General features: G+C 44.8%; 12 protein-coding genes. 5 read left to right on the top strand and 7 right to left on the bottom strand.

The window, feature by feature from the left end:
• Nucleotides 1-51 precede the first annotated feature (51 nt).
• The 7 genes from MYF79_RS09450 to MYF79_RS09420 form a co-directional block, all read right to left on the bottom strand.
• On the bottom strand, nucleotides 52-1,647 hold the full coding sequence (locus tag MYF79_RS09450) for a SusD/RagB family nutrient-binding outer membrane lipoprotein (protein WP_247813604.1): 1,596 nt from the start codon (nucleotides 1,645-1,647) through the stop codon (nucleotides 52-54).
• 38 nt (nucleotides 1,648-1,685) lie between these two features.
• Nucleotides 1,686-4,997, bottom strand: a complete 3,312-nt coding sequence (locus tag MYF79_RS09445; protein WP_247813603.1) for a SusC/RagA family TonB-linked outer membrane protein — start codon at nucleotides 4,995-4,997, stop codon at nucleotides 1,686-1,688.
• 454 nt (nucleotides 4,998-5,451) lie between these two features.
• The gene (locus tag MYF79_RS09440; RefSeq protein ID WP_247813601.1) at nucleotides 5,452-6,777 is read right to left on the bottom strand and encodes a c-type cytochrome; all 1,326 of its coding nucleotides are present in this window, start codon (nucleotides 6,775-6,777) and stop codon (nucleotides 5,452-5,454) included.
• Between the two features lie 21 nt (nucleotides 6,778-6,798).
• On the bottom strand, nucleotides 6,799-7,374 hold the full coding sequence (locus MYF79_RS09435) for a redoxin domain-containing protein (protein ID WP_247813600.1): 576 nt from the start codon (nucleotides 7,372-7,374) through the stop codon (nucleotides 6,799-6,801).
• Between the two features lie 344 nt (nucleotides 7,375-7,718).
• The gene (locus MYF79_RS09430; protein ID WP_247813598.1) at nucleotides 7,719-9,413 is read right to left on the bottom strand and encodes a SusD/RagB family nutrient-binding outer membrane lipoprotein; all 1,695 of its coding nucleotides are present in this window, start codon (nucleotides 9,411-9,413) and stop codon (nucleotides 7,719-7,721) included.
• Between the two features lie 41 nt (nucleotides 9,414-9,454).
• Nucleotides 9,455-12,757, bottom strand: coding sequence for a SusC/RagA family TonB-linked outer membrane protein (locus MYF79_RS09425; RefSeq protein WP_247813596.1), 3,303 nt, complete (start codon nucleotides 12,755-12,757; stop codon nucleotides 9,455-9,457).
• Between the two features lie 927 nt (nucleotides 12,758-13,684).
• Nucleotides 13,685-14,743 carry a LacI family DNA-binding transcriptional regulator gene (locus MYF79_RS09420; RefSeq protein WP_247813594.1) on the bottom strand — a complete coding sequence of 353 codons (1,059 nt, stop codon included), beginning with the start codon at nucleotides 14,741-14,743 and terminating at the stop codon, nucleotides 13,685-13,687.
• 271 nt (nucleotides 14,744-15,014) lie between these two features.
• Between MYF79_RS09420 and MYF79_RS09415 the strand changes: the two genes are divergently transcribed.
• The 5 genes from MYF79_RS09415 to MYF79_RS09395 all read left to right on the top strand — a co-directional run bounded on the left by MYF79_RS09415 (nucleotide 15,015) and on the right by MYF79_RS09395 (nucleotide 22,938).
• Entirely contained in the window at nucleotides 15,015-15,890 is an 876-nt protein-coding gene (locus MYF79_RS09415) for an AraC family transcriptional regulator (protein ID WP_199657550.1), read from the top strand.
• Nucleotides 15,891-16,118: 228 nt separating this feature from the next.
• Nucleotides 16,119-16,718: an RNA polymerase sigma factor gene (locus tag MYF79_RS09410; RefSeq protein WP_247813593.1), complete on the top strand. Its 600-nt coding sequence runs from the start codon at nucleotides 16,119-16,121 to the stop codon at nucleotides 16,716-16,718.
• Between the two features lie 63 nt (nucleotides 16,719-16,781).
• On the top strand, nucleotides 16,782-17,786 hold the full coding sequence (locus tag MYF79_RS09405) for a FecR family protein (RefSeq protein ID WP_247813592.1): 1,005 nt from the start codon (nucleotides 16,782-16,784) through the stop codon (nucleotides 17,784-17,786).
• A gap of 81 nt (nucleotides 17,787-17,867) precedes the next feature.
• Nucleotides 17,868-21,332, top strand: a complete 3,465-nt coding sequence (locus MYF79_RS09400) for a SusC/RagA family TonB-linked outer membrane protein (RefSeq protein WP_247813590.1) — start codon at nucleotides 17,868-17,870, stop codon at nucleotides 21,330-21,332.
• Between the two features lie 16 nt (nucleotides 21,333-21,348).
• On the top strand, nucleotides 21,349-22,938 hold the full coding sequence (locus MYF79_RS09395) for a SusD/RagB family nutrient-binding outer membrane lipoprotein (protein WP_247813589.1): 1,590 nt from the start codon (nucleotides 21,349-21,351) through the stop codon (nucleotides 22,936-22,938).
• Nucleotides 22,939-23,224 lie beyond the last annotated feature (286 nt).

Raw genomic sequence — 23,224 nt, 5'->3', positions numbered from 1 at the left:
AATAAGGGCCGGCACATGGCCAGCCCTTATCTGAGGATATTTTAACCAGGATTATTTAACATCCCAGAAAATCTTAGTGTCGCGGGTATCCTTAGCAGCCACTTTGCTGTAGTTTTCAGCGTTGTACAGTTTTTCAGTGCTAGGGTACAACAGACGTACAGGAGGTTTTGGAGCGGTAGCGTTGCTTACGGTTGCAAACTGCAGCGCCGGGTAATCTGTCCTTCTGATTTCAGCCCATGACTGGTTAGTCTGCAATACGAAGAAGTGTTCCCATTTCTGAAGCCATATCTTCTGCAGTTTTTCAGTCTGCGTACCGGCATAAGCGATAGCTGGTTTAGCCAGGTAAGCATCTATAGCAGTGGCGGTTGGAGATGTGAGGGCCGCACGGGTGAATGTAACACCCTGTTTCTTGATAGCTGACTGGTTGATACCGTAGTAGAATTCGATAGATTGTTTGATACCGTTGGTATATTCAGCAGCAGCATCACCCAAGCCCCATCTTTCATTTGCTTCTGCTTTCAGGAAGCTAACTTCTGAAGCTGTAATGATCACACCAGGGATGTTGTCATTGTACATGAAAGTAGCTGTATCGTATACTGCATATAAACGTCTGGCATCTTCAATATCACCAACGCTACCGTTGTAAGGGAAGCCTTTGAAACCATTTTCATCATCAGCATCCCATAATACTTCTACACGTGGGTCTGCGTTATCCACCATTACAGTGTTCAGCAGATATTCAGGTGCGAAAGAATAGTCACGGAATACATCGGCCAGGTCACTTCTTACAGCAGTAGGACTTTCTCTGAACAACACGTTCTGTGCATTATTTGCAACTAACGGATAAGCATTCGCATCGCTCAGCATTGCAGTTACTTCTGTTTTTGCAGTTGTCTCATCTACATTGGACGTACGCATTAACAAGCGCAGGCGCAGAGAGTTTGCATAACGCTGCCATGCAACCAGGTCTCCTTTTAACAGGATATCAGAACCGGTAAGTTCAGATTTAACCTCACTTGCTACAGTCACTGTATCGAAGTAAGTGTTCAGCGCTTTCAGATTAGCGATGATAGTAGAATACAGTGTTTTAGCATCATCGTACGCAGGGTCCTTGATGAAACGGTCAGGAGTATTCAATCCACCAGCCTGAGAGAAAGGAATATCTCCCCAGAGATCGATCATCTGTGCAGCCTGGTCATATACCAATACTTCAGCACATTTCAGATAAACCAGGTTTTTCTGCTGCTGGTCTGCTGACATCTTACCGAGTGTCAGCTGCATTTCGCGGTAGTTGCTGAGTATACCGGGACCGTTATAGTTAAGATCGTTATCATCACCTTTAAAACCTGCATAGAAATCCACCCAACGGTTTTCACCGTAATCAGGATTTGCAACGTACATCTGGTTACCAGGGCCAGTTGCTACAGTCTGCGTATACAGAGACAGCGTTGGCATAATGAAGGTGTAGTAATCCCAGTAGGAAGGATGTATCCTCTTGTTCAGATACATACCTGTTAAGAGTTTACTTAAGGAACCATCAGAGATTTTCTCAGGGTTCTGGTAAGACTCCTCTATCTTTTTGGAACAGGAACTGAACATGCCTGCCAGCGTACAGAGAAGGGTTATATTTAAGAAGATTCTTTTCATTTAATTTCTATTTATCCGTTTTTTACAATTACATCATATTAGAAACGTGCACGCAGGCTCGCACCCAAGCTTCTTGTAGGACCTGCGGTACCACCATCGATACCCTGATCCAGCCAGGAAGAACCAACAGCAACTTCAGGATCTACACCATAAGGCAGAGATTTGTAAACATAGAACAGGTTACGTCCTATGAGAGAAAATTGCAGGCCCTGGAAATGCAGCTTGTTAGCAAATGCTGATGGCAGTGAATAAGTCAATGCAATTTCACGTACTTTGATATAACTGTTTTTTAACACAGCAGCGGAGTAGTCTCCTTCAGTTTCCCAGTTATAGTTGTTCATGTAGTAGTCAGCAGCAGAGATAACCCTGTCATTTTTACTACCGTCAGCTTTTACGCCAGGCAGGATCAGACCATCATGACGTGTGCCATTAGGATCTGCTACATAGGTATATTTCGTAACATCCTGAGATGCTTCATCACCCACTACATGGTAAGCGATACCGCCATGAGCGGCATCTCTGTACTGCAGGGTAGAATTAAACATACCTGCGCCGATCTGGTAATATGTAGGAGTAGAGATCAATTTGCCACCGAAACGGTAATCCAGTGTGAAGTCCAATGCAAAGTTCTTGTAAGTAACAGTGTTGGAGAAACCACCTACAATTTTAGGCATCAGGTTACCAACTTTTATGTATGAACCTTTATCAACTGTATACAGACCGTCTTCACCTACTACCTTGTTACCTTTACCATCTGTAGTATTAGGGTGTACATAGATGTTACCCAGTGCATCACCTACTTCGGAACGGATGACTACATAACCACCATCCAGGCTTCTGCTGATAAGGCTAGTCTGACCATCAGCCAGTTTATCCAGTCTGTTCCTGTTAACTGCGAAGTTGAAACGAGTGTTCCAGCGGAAGTCTTTGTGATCGATCGGAGTAGCGCTGATAGCAGCTTCATAACCGTAGTTAGACATGTCACCAGCGTTCACCAGCATAGAGGTAGCACCATTTGAACCTGCTATAGATCTGTAGAGGATCTGATCGCTCACTTTATTGTTATAGTAGCTGAAGTCTACGCTAACCTTGTTGTCTATTAATCGTAAATCCAAACCGATTTCAGCTTCTCTCTTCTTCTCTGATTTCAGCTTACCGTTACCAAACTGGGTACCGTTAGGCTGTTGGTACAGGAGATTGCCCTGGTTGTACGTAACACCCACCTGATTATACAGTACGTTGGACTGATACAGATTAGGGTGGTTACCTACGAAACCGTAAGAACCTCTCACTTTAGCATAGTTAATAGCTTTTGGCATTTTCACTACGTCAGACAGTACGAAACCGGCGTTGAAAGATGGATAGAAGTAGCTGTTTACAGCAACAGGCAGTGTAGAGGTAGACTCATAACGGCCGGTACCTTCTACATATAGGAAGCCCTTATAAGCAAAGTTCAGGATACCGAAACCTGCAACATCGTATTGTGTTGCACGCTCAGACTGACCTTTGATCTGCTGTGCCGAGTTACCGATATTGAACCAGTTTTCAGTTACCAGACCACCATCAGTAGCCACTCTGTTATATTTATAGGTAGTTTTACGTGCAGTGAAACCACCAGTAACAGTCATATCAAGGTCTTTGGTCAGCTTTGGATTATAAATTGCCATCGCATCTCCATAGAACACATTGTTGTTCCTCGCTTCAGTTGCATAAAGGCCTGTATAACCCAATGTAGCTGGCTTTTCATTGTACCTCATGTCAGATGCAGCCAGGTTGGTGAAGTCACCACCTACTCTACCTCTTACTTTCAGGTTATCCAGCACTGAAATATTCAGGGTAGCGCTGTTGATGAAACGGTTCTGAGTTTCATCGTAGCTGTTACGCAGGTTATCCCACAGGTAGTCCATCAACTGAGAAGCTCTGATATTGTACCGGATTTTATCCTGCTGATCATAGCTGGTGTTGTTATACAGTACATATTTGTAACCATTTCTTGTCTGATACTTGTTTTTATAAACGCTCATATCATCAAAACGGCTGAAGAAACCACCATAAGAGTTGAAGATATTGCTGGTAGCATTCGGACGATTATGGTTCATGTAGTTGTTGTAAGTAGAGATCAGATCTACACTTACTTTCTCATTCAACTTCAGGGTACCGTTGAAGCTAAAGTTGTTTTTATACAGATTACTTCCTGGCATGATGCTCTTGTAGTCTGTACGTGTATAGGAGAAACGGTAGCTACCTTTATCGTTAGCATTAGAGATCGCTACGTTTGCAACAGAATTGTAACCAGTCTGATAGAAATCTTTGTAGTTATCAGGATTAGCCACATATTTTCTTTTGGAGCCATCCCAGTAAGTTACCTCACGGCCGTCAAATTTAGCACCAAACTGGCCATATGCCCTGTAGTAAGGGTGAACAGAACCATCAGCTTCGGTGAACCAGCCTTCGTAGCTTTTACCAAAGTTTGCAGTAGCAGACAAGTTTAGTGCAGGATTGTAACCTGGACCATACACATTCTGATAATCCGGAGAATTAGCTATTTTTTCCTGGTTGTAAGAATAGTTGAATTCTACACCCATGCCTCTGCCTTTAGCACCTTTCTTGGTAGTGATCACAACAACACCGTTGGTTGCTTCAGAACCATACAGCGCAGTTGCACTTGCACCTTTCAGGATGGTCAGGGTTTCGATGTCCTGTGGGTTGATATCAGCAGCACCGTTACCATCAATTCTTCCACCGGTAGTACCGAAGGAGTTAGTAGTAGGGTTACTAAAGTTTCTAACAGGCACACCGTCGATTACGTACAGCGGCTGTGTGTTCTGACCGATAGAAGACACACCCCTTACCTGAATGGTAACAGCGCTGGAAGCGCCGCCTGGAGCAGTGATGATCTTCACACCGGCAGCTTTACCATACAGTGCAGAACCAATGGTAGGGCTCGCAGTCTGTGTTAACTCTTTCGCGCTAACAGTGCTCACTGCATAACCTAATGCACGGGTTTCTCTCTTGATACCCATCGCAGTTACCACTACTTCGTTCAGGTTTTTGTTGTCTTCCTGAAGAGTCAAATCGAAAGAAGTTTTACCTGCTACAGGTACTTCCTGAGTAACAAATCCAACATATGAAATCACCAATGTAGCTTCTGCTGGCACCGACAGCTTGAAACTTCCGTCCGGGTTTGACATGGCGCCGTTGGAAGCACCCTTTTCTTTGATGGTAACACCTGGAAGTGGTGTCCCCTTTACGTCTTTGATAGTTCCCGTAACTGCTATCTTATTCTGTGCTAAAGCAGTAAAGCAGCAGCATAAGAAAAGCAATGTACACACAAGGAGAGATCTTCGCATAGCTTTCTTTTGGATTTAATTATTATTTGTTGTTTAGTCTCAAAGTTGAACATAGATATCCCGGGTCGCCTGACCGGCAACAAAAGGGGAACCTAAAGATTTTAACATAGATGTAAAAGCAGGTTATAGTATACCGCTAAGCATAGCCCGTTCGAATCGTCTTTCTCGATTTCCGTTTTTCCTCATAAAAAACACTTAAGGCATAGGCGTCATCCAGTCCGCACAAGTTTTTATTAATAGTTACTCTTGTTTACTCAATGCATGTCCCAATAAATTACACAATCTCAAATTCACACATTAAACAAAATCTTACTTTTTGTTAATGGATGCCAAACTATAAAAAATAAAATGAAGAACAAAAAACATTTAACAGTTTTTTGCCTTTTTGTTAACAATGCATTAAAAATGAGAAGATTACATGTTTAATTAACAAAATAATATCATGTATCCTCTTTCAAAACCTTTCATTTTTCTTCAGAATGACGCTTTCATCGTCTTTCTCATAAGGTAAATAAACCATAACCAATGTTAACATTTCATCAGTGGACTTCATGTCTCCATTAGAGTAAACTAATTGCGGTGGGTTAGATGGGTTATTCGGGTTATTAGCGGTGTTGTCATAAGTACCCTCTATGGTGAGGATAGTACCTTTAGGGATTTTTTTCAATGTTGGGAACCAGTATATCTCCTGCCAGTTGAAGTTCCAGTCAGGGATGTGTACCAGTTTGATTGTGTCTTTCTCCGGAGTTACACCGTAGGCCTTAAAGATCTTGCCCACATAGTGCATGTGTGGCCACACATACAACAGGGATTGATCTTCCGGGGTGGTCACTTTTACTTTGAAGGTCTTAACAGCGTTGGCCGGGATGTAAAAGAAAGGGTCAATCTCTTTTTCACCGACGCCGCCAGAGCCCAGGCTTATCGCCCTTATATGACGTTTTACAGGTGTTTTCGTAAAATAAAATTCCACGCCGCTCACATTATCCTCTTCCTTTGCTACCGGTGCATAGTGCATGGTCAGCAATATCACTCCTCTCTTCGGCATTATCCAACCAATATTTTCAGGATAAGATTCTCCAAAAGAACCTGGTATCCATCCGCCGTAGTAGATCATGTGTTTTCTGAAAGGAACATACTGATCATACTTGAAGCGATTGTCTTCAGTCAGATTGATGTAGTCGTCCGTATTGTAAATATCCAGATCGGGTACTGCATCAACTTCATAATTCGCGTGGTGGATGATCTTATGATTTGTTGTCGTGAACCGGACTGCTTCCACATTGGCAGAGTCAGGCAGTTCAAATGGTATTTTGTATACAATAAATCTTTCCAGGTTATCTCCCTTCACATGAAAGGGTTTATTCATTTTCAGCACCAGGTCTGGCTTACGGCTGCCATGTGTACCAGCCACAACGATCTCTTCATCTTTTACCGCAGTCTTCTTCCCTTTTGGCATATTATTATCAGCCCATTCTGCAATCATGGCTATCTCCTCATCAGTCAGCTTTCTCTCATTTGCAAAAGTAGAATAGTGCGGATCGGGTTTCCATGGCGGCATGTACTTACTCTGTGTTACCTTCTTTACAAAGGCAGCTCTTTTTGCAACATCATCGTATGTCACTAACGGGAAAGGCGCAGCATCTCCATTCTGGTGGCAGGGTGTACAGTTACGGTGTATCAGCGGAGCAATATGTTCACTCCATGTAATACGCTGTGCTGTTACACGTGATATATTGAAGACAAAAAAGATTACAATTGATACTGCAATGCTGTATCGCATATGCGCCGCTTAATATAAAACTCAATAATTACTGATCAGACAACCAATTGGCGTTGTTTGCGATACCAGTTCATTTCCTACTAACAAGTTGCTGATCGCCTGCTCCAGGTACTTTCTCGTAGCCCTTACTCTTTTAGTGCCCAGTCCCGTTACCCAGTCATCGATCAGGCCTCTGTAATATTCCTTTCCATTATTGCCGATGAGCAGGGCTTCCGGCGTAACAGTAGCATTGAGATAATTAGCCACTCTCTTATCGGTATCCATCAATATAGGGAAAGTGATATTGTAATCCTTCGCGTATTCTGCTACTTCACTCTTTGTGAAGGTCTGGCCACTGATGATGCCATAGAACTGTACATCCTTATACTTATTCTGCAGGTTCTGCAACACGGGCGCGTAGTTCTTGCATAAAGGACATTCAGGAGAAAGAAATATATATACCACTGGTTTGCCTGCTGGCTTTACAGTAAATGTTTTTCCATTATAATCTTTTAAACGGCCGGCAGACATCACATTGGCGCTGGCAATCAATTGCGCGCTGAGTGTATGTACCGACAATATCCCCGACAGCAGGGCACAAATAAATAGTCTCGACATAACGAAATTAGTTTATCATAACACTTAATCCGATCCTGGTTGATATAAAGGCAGTGGTGTGTCTGCCTTGTTCTTCATAACTTCTAAAACAATCCGGTTGATAAAATCTGCTATCTTCTTCTTCCCTGTTTACCTCTACATTAAATGGTAAACCGCCTGTTGATTCTTTTCTCTATACTTACGACTGTAAGATATACAAATAAATAAAAATATCGTATAAAGAAATGTACTTTTTTACACACTCTACTCTACTCAGTCCTCAACAACATATCGATCAATCTAATATATATGATTTACATGAAAGTGCCCCGTCAGATGACGGGGCACTTCTTATTTTCACTCTTCTATTTCTTATCCCACCATACGCGGCCAAAGATATCAGAAGGGCCTTCACCGAAATCCGGATTCTGGGCCATTTCATCTAAAGCAGCCTTGTTGTTGGCAGCGTTCACATTAGTTTCGTTAGCAACGTTCAGGGAAGCTCTTCTTGGAATAACCTGTACTACACCGTTTGCTTTCATTACTTCAAGCGCCAATGGAGTAGTAGCATTAGGCATACCTAATCTTTTCAGAATAGCCCATGCTTCATTTGGCGTTTTGAAATAATTCAGGAAAGCCTGTGATGCGATCAATCCTTCGGCATTAGCCGGATCATACGCTACTCCCGGTTTGGTTTTATAAGCAGCGATTTCAGCATCTGTAAGCGGAGTATAGTCGCCCAGTCTTGCATCAGAAGCCATTTGATCATAGTTCCGGATAGAAGCCTCGATACCCTGATAGTACCATCCTTGTGCATCGCTGCCTGCAATACCTTTTGCGGCCATTTCAGCACGCAGGAAACAAAGATCCGCAAATGTCAGCAAAGGAAAAGTAGCATGCCCCTGTCCTACCGCATCTTTATAGACATACTCCGGTTGGAACAGGCGATACTGGATAAGAGACACTGTATCCAACGTCTGGTCCTTGCCCTGACCATTTTTAATCTTCCTTGTCCGGAAGTAGCCAGGATTAGCGCTTACCGCATCCGGGCTGGAGAAAGAACCAACATACTGGTTAGGATTGAATACTGCATTAGCAGGCAATGCACCCTGAGCTACGGCAGAATCAAAGTTTTCTTTTGAATAATCATTTTTCTGATAGAATACCCTCAGGCGAGGATCTCCTGTAGCAAGCATGAAATCCAGCAGTGACTTTGAGGCGTGGAAGCCGGCGGGGTTCCAGTTGCCGCCCTGTGTGAATTTATCTCCTGCCAGCAATTTCAGGTCATCGCTATTACTCTCGAACAGGTTGCCTGCTGCCAGTACTTCCGTTGCAATACTTTTGAACTTGTCAGGCGCTACTTTAGATAAGCGGGATGCAATCTTCAGACGCAGCGTGTTCGCACATTTCAGCCACTTTGCGGAATTACCACCGTAGTAAAGATCATTGGCTCCATAAGATACCTGCGGTACTGAATTGTCAGACAGCACTGCACTGATAGCCTTCAATTCGCTATCCCACAAAGTATACAGCTGCTCCTGCGTATCGTACTTAGGTGTAAAGTTACCAGTATAGCGCGCCTGGAAAGCCTCGGAATATGGTATGCTACCGTTGATATCAGATACGTACCATGCGTAATAAATATTCAGGATCTGGGCAATGGCTACCTGATGTTTTCTCTTAGCCTGTTCGTCAGCGGGCATCGCTTCGATCAGCTTTACCACGTTAGTCAGGTCATTACCGATTCTTGTATAGTAATATCCGTAGCGGTTATTTGCGTTACCAGTATTATCACTGATGAAATTCGCACTATTACCTCCATTAGCCACAATCGATTCAGTGAATGGCATGATGGTACGGTAAAAATCATAAAAGTATTCAAAGTCGCCGCTATGGATCTGAACTACGGCATCAAGGAACTGGCCTTCAGGCTGTATGATAGGTAGCTTTTCAGGATTTGTATTGATTTCTGCAAACTTGCTTTTCTGACAGGCTGCGAATGTACCAAGTATCATCGCATAAATGCCATACTTTTTAAACTTGCTATATATAGTTGTCATCTGTTTTCTTTTTTCTTCTTGAATTATATGTCTCTTTTAACTTAGAAAGAAGCCTGCAGGTTGAAGCCCATGCTTCTTACGAAAGGCACACCACCATAATCAGCTGCTGAAGCAGATGAGTTGTTGTACAGACCTTCCGGGTTCAGGCCGCCAGGCAGGCTGCTGTAAATATAAAAGAGGTTTCTTCCCACCAGGTTCACACGCAGGTTGTTCAGTTTCAGTTTAGAATAAACAGAAGCCGGAACATTGTAACCAACAGTTACTTCACGCACAGCTACCCATGAATTTGTGAAGATGGCATTTTCACGGATGCCCTGTCCCCATGAACCGAGGCGGTAGTAATAATCCCATGCATGTTTTGGTCTCATCAGGCCCTGCTCGTATGCCTGCTGGTAGGTCATACCACTTGCATCAACTGCCGCACCACCATTGAGCGGGGTCAGCGTAACACCTTTTGCAAACACACCATCAGGAATGATACCGTCATTGTACGCATTTCCGTTAGCATCAGTCCATGCAAGACCACCACTTTCCTTATCACGTCCTGCCAGTGTATTCTTCAGCGCACCGCCGGAATAAGCATAGTTGTAAGTAGCAGAAGAATATTTGCCTCCTACTTTAGCATCTACCAGCACATTCAGGTTAAAGTTTTTGTATCTGAAACTGTTGGTCCAGGAAGACTGGAATTTAGGCTGGATAGTACCGATGTCAACATAGCCAAGACCTGCATCGCTTGAACGCAGATAACGGCCATTTGATCTCAATACTTTCTTACCGTTAGCAGAAGGTTTTGAAGGATCGTTATAGTATGTATATGCATATTTGGTTTGCATTATACCATATTCGGCGCCTTTACGCGCAATTACCAGCACATCGCTACCCTGAGAATAACCGTTAGGCAGTTCCAGTGCATTTACACCTTCAGCAATTTCCTTTACGATGTTCTTATTGCGGGTGAATGAGAGGGTAGAGTTCCAGTCAAAGTCCTTTGTCTTAACAGGAACAGTGTTCAGCAATATTTCAATCCCTGTGTTCTGTACGTTCCCCGCGTTGATCAGACGGCTGGTTACACCACTTTCCTGTGGCAAAGAGAGAGGTATAATCTGGTTGAAGGTGTTCTTTCTGTAAACTGCCACATCGATGCCTAAGCGGTTATTCAGGAAACGAACGTCTGCACCAGCTTCAAAGTTACGTGTGTACTCGTTCTTCAGGTTAGGATTGCCCAGGGTATTACCATCAAATCCGAAGCGTGGAATAGTTCCGCCACCAACACCAGTATAGTTACTGATGAAGGAGTAAGTACCAATACCGGTTGTGTATGCATCAGTACCAGCACCAGTACCTGCATAAGAAGCTCTCAACTTACCGAAAGTGAAGAACTCAGGCAGGTGAAATGTTTCAGAGAACAGCCAGGAAAGGCTCGCAGATGGATAAAAGTAGTTATTCACACCATGACCATCGGCATACATCAGCGTAGAGTTCCAGTCATTTCTTCCTGTCAGGTCAAGGTATAACTGGTCTCTGAAAGCAAAGTTTGCGAAGGCATAAATAGCGTCTGTTCTAACACCTTTGATGATCCTTGCAGTAGCCAGGGGATCCTGTACTGAGTTACTGATATAGAACAGTCCCGGAGCTTTCAGACCACCACGTGTTTCAGCTTTGTTGTATTTGCCATAACCCCATCTGTAAGTCTCAGCACCTACTGACAGGTCCATTTCCAGGTCGCTGGTCAGCTTGCGGTGTCCGGACAATATTGCCTGCAGTTTACGCTGCATCGCAGTAGTAGAAGTCAGGTTATAATAGCCGCCATTGAACCCCGGATCCCTACCGAGCTCTTTACGCTCATACTGCTGAAGGTTGGTCTGCACATCACCGTTCAATGACAGGTTTAACCAGCTGAGGATGTCTACTTTCAGCCCCAAACGGCCCTGGAAGTTATCTTCGTCCTGTGTGGTATTGTATTTATTCAGGGCGAAGAAAGTTGTAGACATACCATAAGGATCATTCTGCAGCGCACCTCCGTTAGGATCAATATACTTGTCTCTCCAGTACTTGGTATCGAAGTTGCGGGACATTTTGTAAACACTGCTGAACACAAGGTTTTCATTACCACCGTTGATAGCAGGGTTTTCTACGTTTGTCTTGCCATAGTTAGCACTTACGTCTGCAGAAACTCTGGAAGACAGTTTATGTGTTGCACGCAGGTTAAAGTTATTACGCTTGAAATTGTTGTTTGGCGCAATACCATTTGTATAGTTGTTGGAGTAAGATAAACGGAAAGTCGTTTTCTCGTTACCACCATCTACTGCCACGTTTGTATTGTAGTATTTACCTGTGCGGTAAAGATCCAGCAGGTTGTGCGGGTGAGGAGAGAAAGTAGTCCAGTTACCCTGCCAGTCTTTTACGCGCTGGCCCAGCATTTTCGGACCAAAACTGAGACCAGCCCAGTTGTTTTCGTCAGCATAAGGATCGCCGTTGTTATCTTTCGGGAAATCAGCCGGAGTATCACCAACACCATAGATATTCTGAAAGTCGATTGATTTGTATGCTTTATCATACATCTCTGCATGAGTAACGGTCACACCTAAACCCTTACGTGCAATACCTTTCTTGGTAGTGATGATGATCACGCCATTCTGGCCACGGGAACCATACAGCGCAGTAGCAGCACCACCTTTCAGTACAGAAACGCTTTCGAAATCGTCAGGGTTCAGGTTCTTCATGATGTTACCGAAGTCCTGAGAGTTACCCCACTGGTCTCCACCAGTGATACCATTCTCAAGGTACACACCGTCCACTACGAAGAGCGGCTGGTTATTCAGGCCGAGTGAGTTGTTACCCCTGATCAGGACACGTGCGCTGGACTGTGGTCCGCCACCACCTAAAGAGATGTTCACACCTGCGACTTTACCCTGTAAAGATGTAACGGGGTTTACCTGTCCTGACAATGCAACGTCCTCACCTTTAACTTCCGTCATGGAATAACCCAGCGCTTTGGTTGATCTCTTTACGTTCAACGCTGTTACCACAACTTCCTGTAATCCTTTCTGGTCTTCTTCCAGAGAGATGTTCAGGCTACCGCTGTTACCTACAGCAGCTTCCTTTTTCAAATATCCGATGAATGAAAACACAAGCGTACCCGAAGGGTTGACGTTAAGCTTATAGGTTCCATTCATGTCTGTCACACCGCCGTTGGTAGTTCCTTTCTCTGAAACACTAACGCCGGGAATCGGGTAGCCCTTCGGATCTTTAACAACGCCGGTTACTGTTACCTTCGTTTGTGCCCAGGCAAACTGGAAGCACAAAACAGAAAGAACCGCAAATAAAAAAAGCGATCTCTTCATTGTTTATTCTTTTTGATTGATACTAGTGGTGGTTTAGGTATAAAGTTTAGCTATTGCCGTCGTAAGCCTGGTTAACAGGCATAGTTTCCCTGTTCGCCATTTGTAAATGGCATCATTAACTTTTGATCATGCCGAAAAGCGTCTAGATTATGTCATCACAGACATAGGTATCCTGTTTCGAAATACGTCATGTATAAATCCGATCATTGATTGAGATTAATAGTGGAAAAAGCTGCGTTTACTGACAAGTCCGTTCACAGTGAAATCATTTGATAACGAAATCACGTGAAGAAGCTGCTTCATTCTTCTTTTACGTTTAATATCCGCGAAACTTGTTACTTTCTCTTAGTTATTACTTCGATCTAAAATTTGGTTGAATTCATTATCCTGTTGTTTCTCATCACGCGTTCAACCCGTTACGCTCTCTACAATGTCAGAATTCAGCTACTGTTCAGACAATAAAATACACTGAAGAAGCTATTTCATCCTTCAACTGTTTTTTAAAATAATATCTGTGAAAACTGCTACTATTACCTGTTATCCGATCTAAAAATTGGTTGAATTCATTATTCCTGCTTAGTCTCTCATCACGCGTTCAATCTGTTACGTTCTTCACAATGCCTGAAATTTTGTTTGCTGCTTAATGCTCATTTACACCGTAGGCTATAGATATTAAACGTTTTAGCCTGTCATTCAAAAAAGAAAAAATTGTCCTGATTATTTCTATTGTTCCCCCTATGACTATGATTGTAATTGTCTCAAACTTAGATAAAGTTTTAATCCCGTGCAAATAATTTTCGCAATAATTTAACAATCTCAACGTTTATCAAACGCTCTTCGCCGAATTATAACATCTTCGTTGTATTGTTGACTGTAAAGGGTTTACGCGGAATCGCAGCTATAGTTATCTACTACTCTTTTTATACTTTATGCATTCTCATGAGGAACCGATTGCATAGATGATTCTCTTTTGCGTAACTCAAGGGAAAGTACTACTTGTTGAGGAGTGGTGGAACTATTTTCAAGTTCTGCTATCAGCAGGTGAATAAGCCTGCGTCCAATCTCTTCCACCGGCTGCGCCACACACGTAATGGAAGGACTGTGCAGGCGGAAAATATCATGATCATCGAAGCTGACCATACCTATATCCGTACCGATATGCAGACCAATGGCACGAATACTTTCTATACCACAGATGCCGAGGTAGTTCGTAGCAAAGAAGAGGGCATCGAGGTCTTTATTTGTTTGCAGATATTGTGTGATCTCCTGGATGAAACCTGCCCTGTCAAGATCGAATGGCAGCCGTTTGATGACGTTCTTGCCTGCTGGCAGGCCATGTTTCTTAAGTGCGTCTACAAAACCATCCAGGCGTTGCTGCATTTGTATCTGTGAAGAAGTGGTGGTGATAATACCGATCTTTTTATATCCCTGTTCCACCAGGTGGCTGACGGCCACATAGGCGCCCTGGAAGTTGTCTACCACCACATAATGAGAGTCTGCGATATTGGGAAAATAGCGGTCCATGAGCACCACCGGCTTCTGTAGGGATACGATCTCCTTGTCAAGATTTGCTGTTGGTGTAATGATATATCCGTCTACCTGGCGGTAACGCAATACTTCCAGCAATCCTTTTGCTTTCTCCTCGTTGTCCTCTGTACTGCCAAAAAGCACCTTATAACCAAATTTATCCGCCTCATCCTCTACAACCTTTGCAACGTTGGCAAAAAAACTGTTCGCAATGTCTTCTACTATTAACCCGATCGTCTTTGTTTTGCCAGTGCGTAAGCCTCTCGCCAGCTGATTGGGCTTATATTTCAACTTCCCTGCTATCTTGAGTATCCGCTTGCTGACCTGTTCGCTGATCCTTTTTTCCTTTCCTTTACCATTCAATACAAAAGAAACTGTTGTAGGAGAAACCCCTGCCTCTTGGGCAATATCTTTAATGGATATTCCTTTCACGAAATTCAGATTTGGTTTGATATTCATCAGAAAATTAGAACCTTAACCGCACATAGCCAAATATAATAATATTCTCTTTCTGTTTTCAGGCCTTGATTATTACGAATAAATGATGTTTTTTTAACCAAAATTTTCTAATTTGGCACTTTATAAGAAAAAGTTCTGTCAGGGGGATTTGCAATAACTGCAATAGTTGCTGCATCAATATTATGCAGCAGGACCGTATACCAGGATAGTTTGCATACACACTGTTTCGAGAGTCACACAGGGTTAAAGGGAAGATTTAAATTATAATTACATGAAACCCATTCTTATTAAAGTGGGGGCATTTGCCGACAATCAGATCACTATAATTGAGCGATGTGATCCTTATTTTAATACACCATTTCACTTCCACCCGGAATGTGAGCTTGTATTTGTAATGGAAAGCAATGGTAAAAGAATTGTGGGGGACAGCATTGAAAGTTTTGATGTTGGCGACATGGTATTTCTGGGGCCGCATATTCCACACGTATGGTACAATGATGAAAGCTACCATAAAAATAACGACCAGTTGAAAGCACGCTCCGTCGTGATCTATTTTCCGAAAGATATTTTCGGGGATAAGTTCTACGGACTGCCGGAAACAAAATCGCTTACAGACCTTTTCCACAGGGCCCAGCGGGGTATGAAGATACTCGGGCCAACCTACGATATCCTGAAAGACCAGATATTGTCCCTGCCTAAAAAAGAAGGACTGGAAAGGATCATTTCCCTGCTCAGCATCCTGAAGGTGCTGGCAGAGACAAAAGATGTACAGTACCTCGCCAGTACAGGCTATTCCCATGCCTTCAACGCAAAGGATAACCACAAGATCGACGAGGTGTTCAAATACGTAATGGGCAACTTCTCCAAAGAGATCTCCCTCCAGGATGTGGCCAGTATTACCAACCTCTCTCCGCAATCTTTCTGTCGCTTCTTTAAAAACCGCACCAAGAAATCATTTGTGCAGTTCCTCAATGAAGTGCGGATCGGGCATGCCTGCAAACGGCTGACGGAAGAAGACTGGTCTATCGCGGAAATTGCCTATTCCTGTGGTTTTAAGAACCTTTCTAACTTCAATCGCTTTTTCAAAGAGATCGTAGGTAAAACTCCAAAAGAATATAAGAACGAATTAAGACTGAAAGAAGCGTGATAACTACGCTTATTTAAGCAATACATAGCCTGGCGGCAATACCGGCCGGGCTATAAACTGATCTTCAGCCATGTAACGCACAAGGGCTGCGCTCCCGCATTGTAAATAGTTTGGTAATTGGTCAAAATGTATTAATTTCCTTTCGGCTGATGAGCAAATATGCCAGCATAAATGGAATTATCTGCTGATATTAAACCATTTATCAACCAAACTCTATTTCTGTAATCCATGTATAGTAATTATACTGATCAAGAATTACTATCGCTGCTGCAAGAAGACAGTGTAAATGCTTTTAACGTTATTTATGAGCGTTACAGTCAACCTTTATACCTTTTCATTCTCAGCAAGATAGATGGTGCTGATGCCGGTAAAGATGTTCTCCAGGACCTTTTCGCCTCATTGTGGGAAAGACGACAATCTATCAACGTAAATGAATCCCTTAAATCTTACCTGTATCAATCTGCCAGGCATAAGATCATAGACATTTACCGCAAGAATTCCACGTACCGGAAATACCTGCAACAGCTGATAGAGCACTTTGACGTACAACCCGGCGGCATTGCCGAGCTGGTAGACAGCAAAACCAGGACTCAGGATGTTTTTGAGACCATTAATCACCTGCCGGAAAGAATGAAGGAGATCTTCATGCTCAGCCGTGTTGAGCATCAGACGGTTGAGCAAATTGCGCTACGGCTCGGATTATCACAGCAAACAGTTAAAAACCAGATTACCAAAGCCCTTAAGATATTACGTGCGAACCATGCCAGGACAGATCTTGTGCTGTTCCTGCTCACCACACAGGCCATGTACTCATTTTTCGCCAACTAATGGTACCTGTACCCTATTGGTACGACATAGCTTTATCATTGGGACATTTCAAATTTGCAATCAGTGGAGCAAGAAAAGATAAGGAAATTACTGGAGCGTTATAACGAAGGCCAATGCACCCCGGAAGAAGCAGCGATCATCGAAGAGTGGTTTGACAGCATTGGCGATCAATATACATCGCCTAAAAGTGAGCAGCAGGTTCAGGCAGACCTCGGCGCAGTACAGCGTGCGCTCATGAAACAGATACAACCGGCCCCCAGGCGCTTTATGCGTTCCTGGTACTACGCGGCCGCCGCTATAACCGTGCTGGTAGCAGCCGGCGCATGGTTCTTCCAGCAAAGGCAGCATTCCGCTACGCCTGCCCTGCCGGGACAACAACCGGTGGCCGGCAACCTGGCAAAGCCTGTCCACACCGTCGATAATGGCTTTGTTACTGTCAACACGCCTAAAGGCAACCAGGAGCATATCACGCTGGAAGACGGCAGCAAAATAGTGCTGAATGCCGCCAGCAGGATCCGCTACCCGGAACATTTCAGCGGTCATCACCGCGATATCTACCTCGAAGAAGGCGAGGCCTGGTTTGACGCCGCGCCCGGCGCAGAGAACTCATTCACCGTTCATGCCGGTAATATCACAGCAACCGCATTAGGCACTACTTTTAATATCCGCGCTTACGCACACGAACAACAGATCACCGTTGCCCTGCTTACCGGCAAGGTAAGAGTGACCACCGCGTCACAGCCATCCCTTATATTACAGCCAAGCGAACAGGCCAGTTATGACCTTCGCTCCCTGCAGCTTGTAAAAACTGCCTTCGACACAGAAGTAGTTACAGGCTGGCAGAAAGGCTACCTGATATTCAAAGATGCCTCCTTCGAACAGGTGCGCACCGGCATTGAGAACAGGTATGGCGTGACCATCATCAACCAAAGCGATAAGAAAGACTGGACCTATACCGGAAATTTCAGAGAGGAAACCCTGGCAAACGTTATTGAGACCATATGCCTGACAGAATCACTTTCCTACACCATTGGAAAGGACACAGTAATACTAAAGAACAAACAATAATGCTGGAAGATCTATTGGCTGTCAACAGACAGACACTTTTTCATTGAAGCTGCTTTTGAACTTAAATGTAAATGAGGCTATATGAGGGGAAAATCATACTTCTGTAAAGTATGTATTATTGCCGGCTTCCTGTTAATGCCTTCATTGACGGGTAACGGGCTTCTTTATGCCCAACAGCCACCCTCCGCCTGCAACGGATGCATCACGATTGCCGCTGGTAACAGAAGCATTGCTGAGATCATGGCTGAAATAGCCAAACAGAGCCACCTTAATTTTCATTACGATAAAACAGCCATTGATCTTAATAAAAGGATCTCCCTTCACTGTAAAGATCTTCCCGTCAGGGACGTACTTGATAAGCTTTCTATCCGTACAGGACTTTCTTTCCTCATAAAAGAAGATAAGATCATTGTCTGGGCTTCGGCAACAGCAGCTACCAGCAGTACAGGCGCGGGCGACTGTGATAACCCGGTACAGATAACAGGCCGGGTACAGGACATCCGCGGCCGGCCATTACCCGGCTCCACCATCCTTGTCAAAGGCACGCACAAAGGCGTGCATACTGATGATGAAGGCTATTACAGTATTCAAATAACGCCGGCAGATATACTCGTCTTCCGCTCTGTAGGGTTCCTTATTAAAGAGATCATTCCGGGCGAACAACGCACACTGGACGTGACATTGACCGAAAGCGTATTCGGGCTGAATGAACAGGTAGTCACCGCATTAGGTATTCCCAAAAGCAACAAAGAGCTCCCCTACTCCACCGGCCAGCTGCTCAACGACGATATCTCCACCGTAAAAGACGCCAATGTGATCAACAGCCTTTCCGGCAAAGTAGCCGGGGTCATGATCAACAGGAGCGCTTCAGGTATAGGCGGATCGGCCAGGGTCATACTCCGCGGGAATAAATCCACCCGGGAAAATCAGCCGCTCTATATCATTGACGGTGTTCCTATGGCCAACTTCACGCCTTCACAACCCACTGATATCTGGGGGCAATCGTCCGGCATTGTAGGTACCGCCGGCAGGGATGGTGGCGATGGTATCTCCAACATCAACCCCGATGACATTGAAAGCATCAGTGTCTTGAAAAGCGCCTCCTCAGCGGCTTTATATGGCAGCCAGGCGGCCAATGGCGTGATCATGATCACGACTAAAAAAGGCAACGCGGGCAAAGGGCGTATCAATGTAGCAAGCGACCTGATGGTAGACGCGCCCCTCCTGTTGCCCAAACTCCAGTTCCGCTATGGACAAACCACACGCCCTTACAAGGACGACAAAGACAAGCTGCAGCCAGGTTCTGCCGACAGCTGGGGAGATAAGATACAGGCGCCCAACCATATCAGGGATTTCTTCCGCACCGGTCTGACGTCCACCAATGGCATTTCCTATAGCGGCGGAGCAGAGAAGACACAATACTATCTGTCATATGCCAATACCATGAGCAGGGGTATTCTGCCTGCCAATCATTTCCAGCGGCATACTTTCAATACCCGTATCACCGCCAATATGCTGAAGAAGAAACTGGCCCTGGATGCCAATATTTCTTACGTGATACAGGATGTACTGAACCGCCCATCCTCCGGCCTGTATTATAATGCACTGACAGGACTATACAATATGCCCCGGGGACTGGACTTCAATACCTACAAGCAATACGAATATTATGATGCGCTCAGTAACCTGCCATTGCAGAACTGGTGGAACATCCGCAGGGACCGCGACTGGACGGGTCTGGACGACCAGCAGAACCCTTATTGGGTGCAAAAGCGCGACCAGCGCAGGGAAGCAAGATACAGGGGCATGGCCTCCCTTTCACTGAAATACCGGCTCACAAACTGGTTATGGTTACAGGCAAGGGCTAACATTGATAAAAGCAACGACCGCTATGAGATGTCTGCACACGCAGGTACACAACAGGTGCTAAGTCCGCCAAACGGCCGGTTTACCCGCGAAGTGGAAACCAACACACAATTGTATGCAGACATGATGCTGACCGGCAGCAAACAGTTGTCTTCGCAGTGGAAGCTGCAGGCTATGCTGGGTGTCAGCATCACCGATGTAAAAGCGCACGACAGAACATTGATCAGTACCAATCCTACCGCCGCAGAAGGATTGATCGTGCCGAATGTATTTTCGGTAGATAATATCTCCGCCAAAGCACTGGACGGACAAAAGAGCATCGACAAGAAACAATTACAGGCGCTTTTCGGCAGTGCACAGCTGAACTGGAAGCAGCGCGTGTTCCTGGACCTGACGGGCCGGAATGACTGGTCCAGCACTTTCGCCTTTACACCGATCAAAGACAAGGGATATTTCTATTACTCAGCAGGTATCAGTTCTGTACTGAGTGAATGGTTCAACCTGCCGGCAGCCATCAGCTTTGCAAAGGTCCGCGTGTCGTATGCCAAAGCAGGTAATGACATTGCACCTTATGCATCCAGGCCGGCCCGTTTCCTGATTATGACCACGGCTGGCGTTACCCGTATCAATTTCAATACCCGCGCTCCTTACCCGGGCATCTACCTGAAACCGGAAGATAACCGCTCGCTGGAAACAGGTGCCGAGTTCCGCTTCCTGAAAGACCGTGTTGGCATTGACGTGACCTGGTACAAGAATAACAATTATCAGCAGTATATGGAGGTACGCGCTCCCTCCGGCTCAGGCTTCCTGTTCTATTACCTGAACCTGGGCAATATCCAGAATAAAGGGTGGGAAGCAACACTGAACATTGTGCCCGTACAGAAAACACAGTGGAAATGGAATACCAATTTCAATCTGACGATCAATAGTAATAAAGTAGTAAAACTCAGCAACAACAGCATACCTGGTGCAGGGCCGGATAATTATTACGTTCTCACCGACTTCCTGACCAATATGTATGGGTCTTTTATTAAGGAAGGCGGTTCCTGGGGAGATATTTATACCAATAAGGAACTGTACAGGAATGACAAAGGACAGCTTGTTATTGATAACCAGGGCAACCTGATGACCCGGAACGTATTGAAGAAAGTAGGTAATCCCAATCCACGTTTTATGTTAGGCTGGAACAACTCCATCACGTACAAAAACTATGCGCTCAGTTTCCTGGTAGACGGTCGTTTTGGTGGTAAGGTCATGAGTGTGACCAACTCTGTGCTGGACAGCTATGGCGTTAGCGAGGCCAGCGCCAGAGCCAGGGATGCAGGAGGCGTGAAAATCAATGCCGTATATGAAGATGGCACCCCACTTACAGGTACCTACGATGAACGCAGGTATTTTGCCACCATCGGCAGCAGGGCAGGCATCGGCGAAACGTATATGTACGATGCCACCAATATCCGGCTCAGGGAGATATCACTTACCTGGAAATTACCGTTAAAGAGCAAATGGATCAACATGATGCAGGTCGGACTGATAGGCAGGAACCTCTGCTTTTTCAAACTGGATGCTCCTTTTGATCCTGAAGTATCCATGAGCAGCGGTAACGGACTACAGGGAATAGACGTATTCGGCGTATCGGCTTTAAGAAGCATTGGCGCTAATATTAAACTCGTCTTGTAAAAAGAGCTTATGAATAATGAATAAAGGAAGAACCGTAATTAACGTAATCATTGTTTTACTCTCAGGGTTGACGCTTCCGGTTGCCTGCACCCGCAACTTTGAAAGCATCAATACCAATCCCTACGATCTGTATGATGATGACCTGCAGGGCAATTTCAAACTGATTGGCGACCCGCTGGTACAAGCCATGCTGAATATCTATGTCAGCAATGACGTATCGGTTACCCAGCTGCAGCAGAACCTGATGGGCGATGTGTTTTCCGGTTACATGATGACGCCCAGTCCCTTTCAGGACAATCGCAATAACATTACCTACGACCTCCTGGACAACTGGAATGACGACGCCTGGCTGACCGCCTATGGCAATGTTATGCCCAACTGCAGGTTCGTTATGGATAAATGCAGGGGGAAATACCCCGACTTCTATGCCTGGGCACAGATCATCAGGGTATTGGCAATGCACAGGATAAGTGATATTTATGGCCCTGTTATTTATACCCGCTACGCGATGATCAATGCTGACCGCAGCATAGATTACGACTCGCAGGAAGCTGCTTACAATGCATTTTTCAATGACCTCGATTCTGCTATTACCACACTAAGCAATTATGTACCAACAGCTACGTCAAACAGGTTTAAGAACTTTGATCTCTCTTATGATGGTGACTATGTAAAATGGATAAAGCTGGCCAATACATTACGCCTGCGGCTGGCACTTCGTATATCCGAGGTCTCACCTGCCAGGGCGCGCAAGGAAGGAGAAGCTGCACTAAACCAGGAATACGGCATCCTGAACAGCATTGACGAGAACTTTACGATCAATATTGCGCCACTCACGCATCCGCTGAATGTAATCTGCAATTCATGGAATGATATCAGGATGGGCGCTTCTATGGAATCCTTCCTTTGTGGTTATCATGATCCGCGTATAAGCAGCTACTTTATTCCGGCAGATGCGCGCAACGGGATCTATCGTGGCATCAGAAATGGTATTACTATCACCAGTAAAGATGCGTATTCGGGTTTTTCAAAACTGGCCTTGCAACCGTCGCGTATTCAACTTTGTACCGCAGCAGAAGCCTGGTTCCTGAAAGCTGAAGCGGCACTCTACTCCTGGAAAGGCGCCGGCGATGCACAAGATAATTATGAGAAAGGGATCTACACTTCCTTTAAACAATATGACCTGAGCGCTGCTTACAGCAAGTATATTAGTAATGATACCTCTACCCCTAAACCATATAGTGACCCCAAAAATCCTGTGAACAATGTTCCTTCAGGCAGTCCGTATCTCAGCAACTGTACTGTTAAATGGGTGCATAATGCACCGGTACATGAAAAGCTGGAGCGGATCATCACCCAGAAATGGATTGCGATGTTTCCCGATGGACAGGAAGCCTGGTCTGAGTTCCGGCGTACGGGGTATCCAAAACTCTTCCCCGTAGTAGTCAACAACAGTGGCGGAAAAATTCCCACCTACACATTCATCCGCCGCATTCCCTTCATTCAATTTGAATATGCCACCAATCTGGCTGGCGTACAAAGAGCCGTTGCAACCCTGAAAGGAGAAGATAATGGCGGCACAAGATTATGGTGGGACAAACCATAAAATTTTTTTTTGTGGTGCATGGTACCATTCTATTTTCCGCACGACACCTTTTTATGCGCCCATGGTATTTGTAGAGACACAAAGGGACACGGCAGCGTAACACGTATTGAACATGTAAGTATAAATATCAACTAAACCAAATCGCAACATTTCACGTGCGTGAAAACGCACCGGTATGCATTGTTATGCCGTTTATCAACCAAAGGGAATAAGTATCACGCAGACATAGTATAGATGGCTTCTGAGAAAGATTGCAATGGATGCATCAGCACCCAGCTGCCCTTGC

Source organism: Chitinophaga filiformis (genome assembly GCF_023100805.1).
GTDB lineage: Bacteria > Bacteroidota > Bacteroidia > Chitinophagales > Chitinophagaceae > Chitinophaga > Chitinophaga filiformis_B.
Note: the sequence above shows the minus strand (reverse complement) of the source record. Positions and strands in the feature narration are given on the sequence as shown.

Coding starts and splice junctions, on each gene's coding strand:
- MYF79_RS09450 (WP_247813604.1), bottom strand. CDS start 1,647: ATGAAAAGAATCTTCTTAAATATAACCCTTCTCTGTACGCTGGCAGGC.
- MYF79_RS09445 (WP_247813603.1), bottom strand. CDS start 4,997: ATGCGAAGATCTCTCCTTGTGTGTACATTGCTTTTCTTATGCTGCTGC.
- MYF79_RS09440 (WP_247813601.1), bottom strand. CDS start 6,777: ATGCGATACAGCATTGCAGTATCAATTGTAATCTTTTTTGTCTTCAAT.
- MYF79_RS09435 (WP_247813600.1), bottom strand. CDS start 7,374: ATGTCGAGACTATTTATTTGTGCCCTGCTGTCGGGGATATTGTCGGTA.
- MYF79_RS09430 (WP_247813598.1), bottom strand. CDS start 9,413: ATGACAACTATATATAGCAAGTTTAAAAAGTATGGCATTTATGCGATG.
- MYF79_RS09425 (WP_247813596.1), bottom strand. CDS start 12,757: ATGAAGAGATCGCTTTTTTTATTTGCGGTTCTTTCTGTTTTGTGCTTC.
- MYF79_RS09420 (WP_247813594.1), bottom strand. CDS start 14,743: ATGAATATCAAACCAAATCTGAATTTCGTGAAAGGAATATCCATTAAA.
- MYF79_RS09415 (WP_199657550.1), top strand. CDS start 15,015: ATGAAACCCATTCTTATTAAAGTGGGGGCATTTGCCGACAATCAGATC.
- MYF79_RS09410 (WP_247813593.1), top strand. CDS start 16,119: ATGTATAGTAATTATACTGATCAAGAATTACTATCGCTGCTGCAAGAA.
- MYF79_RS09400 (WP_247813590.1), top strand. CDS start 17,868: ATGAGGGGAAAATCATACTTCTGTAAAGTATGTATTATTGCCGGCTTC.
- MYF79_RS09395 (WP_247813589.1), top strand. CDS start 21,349: ATGAATAAAGGAAGAACCGTAATTAACGTAATCATTGTTTTACTCTCA.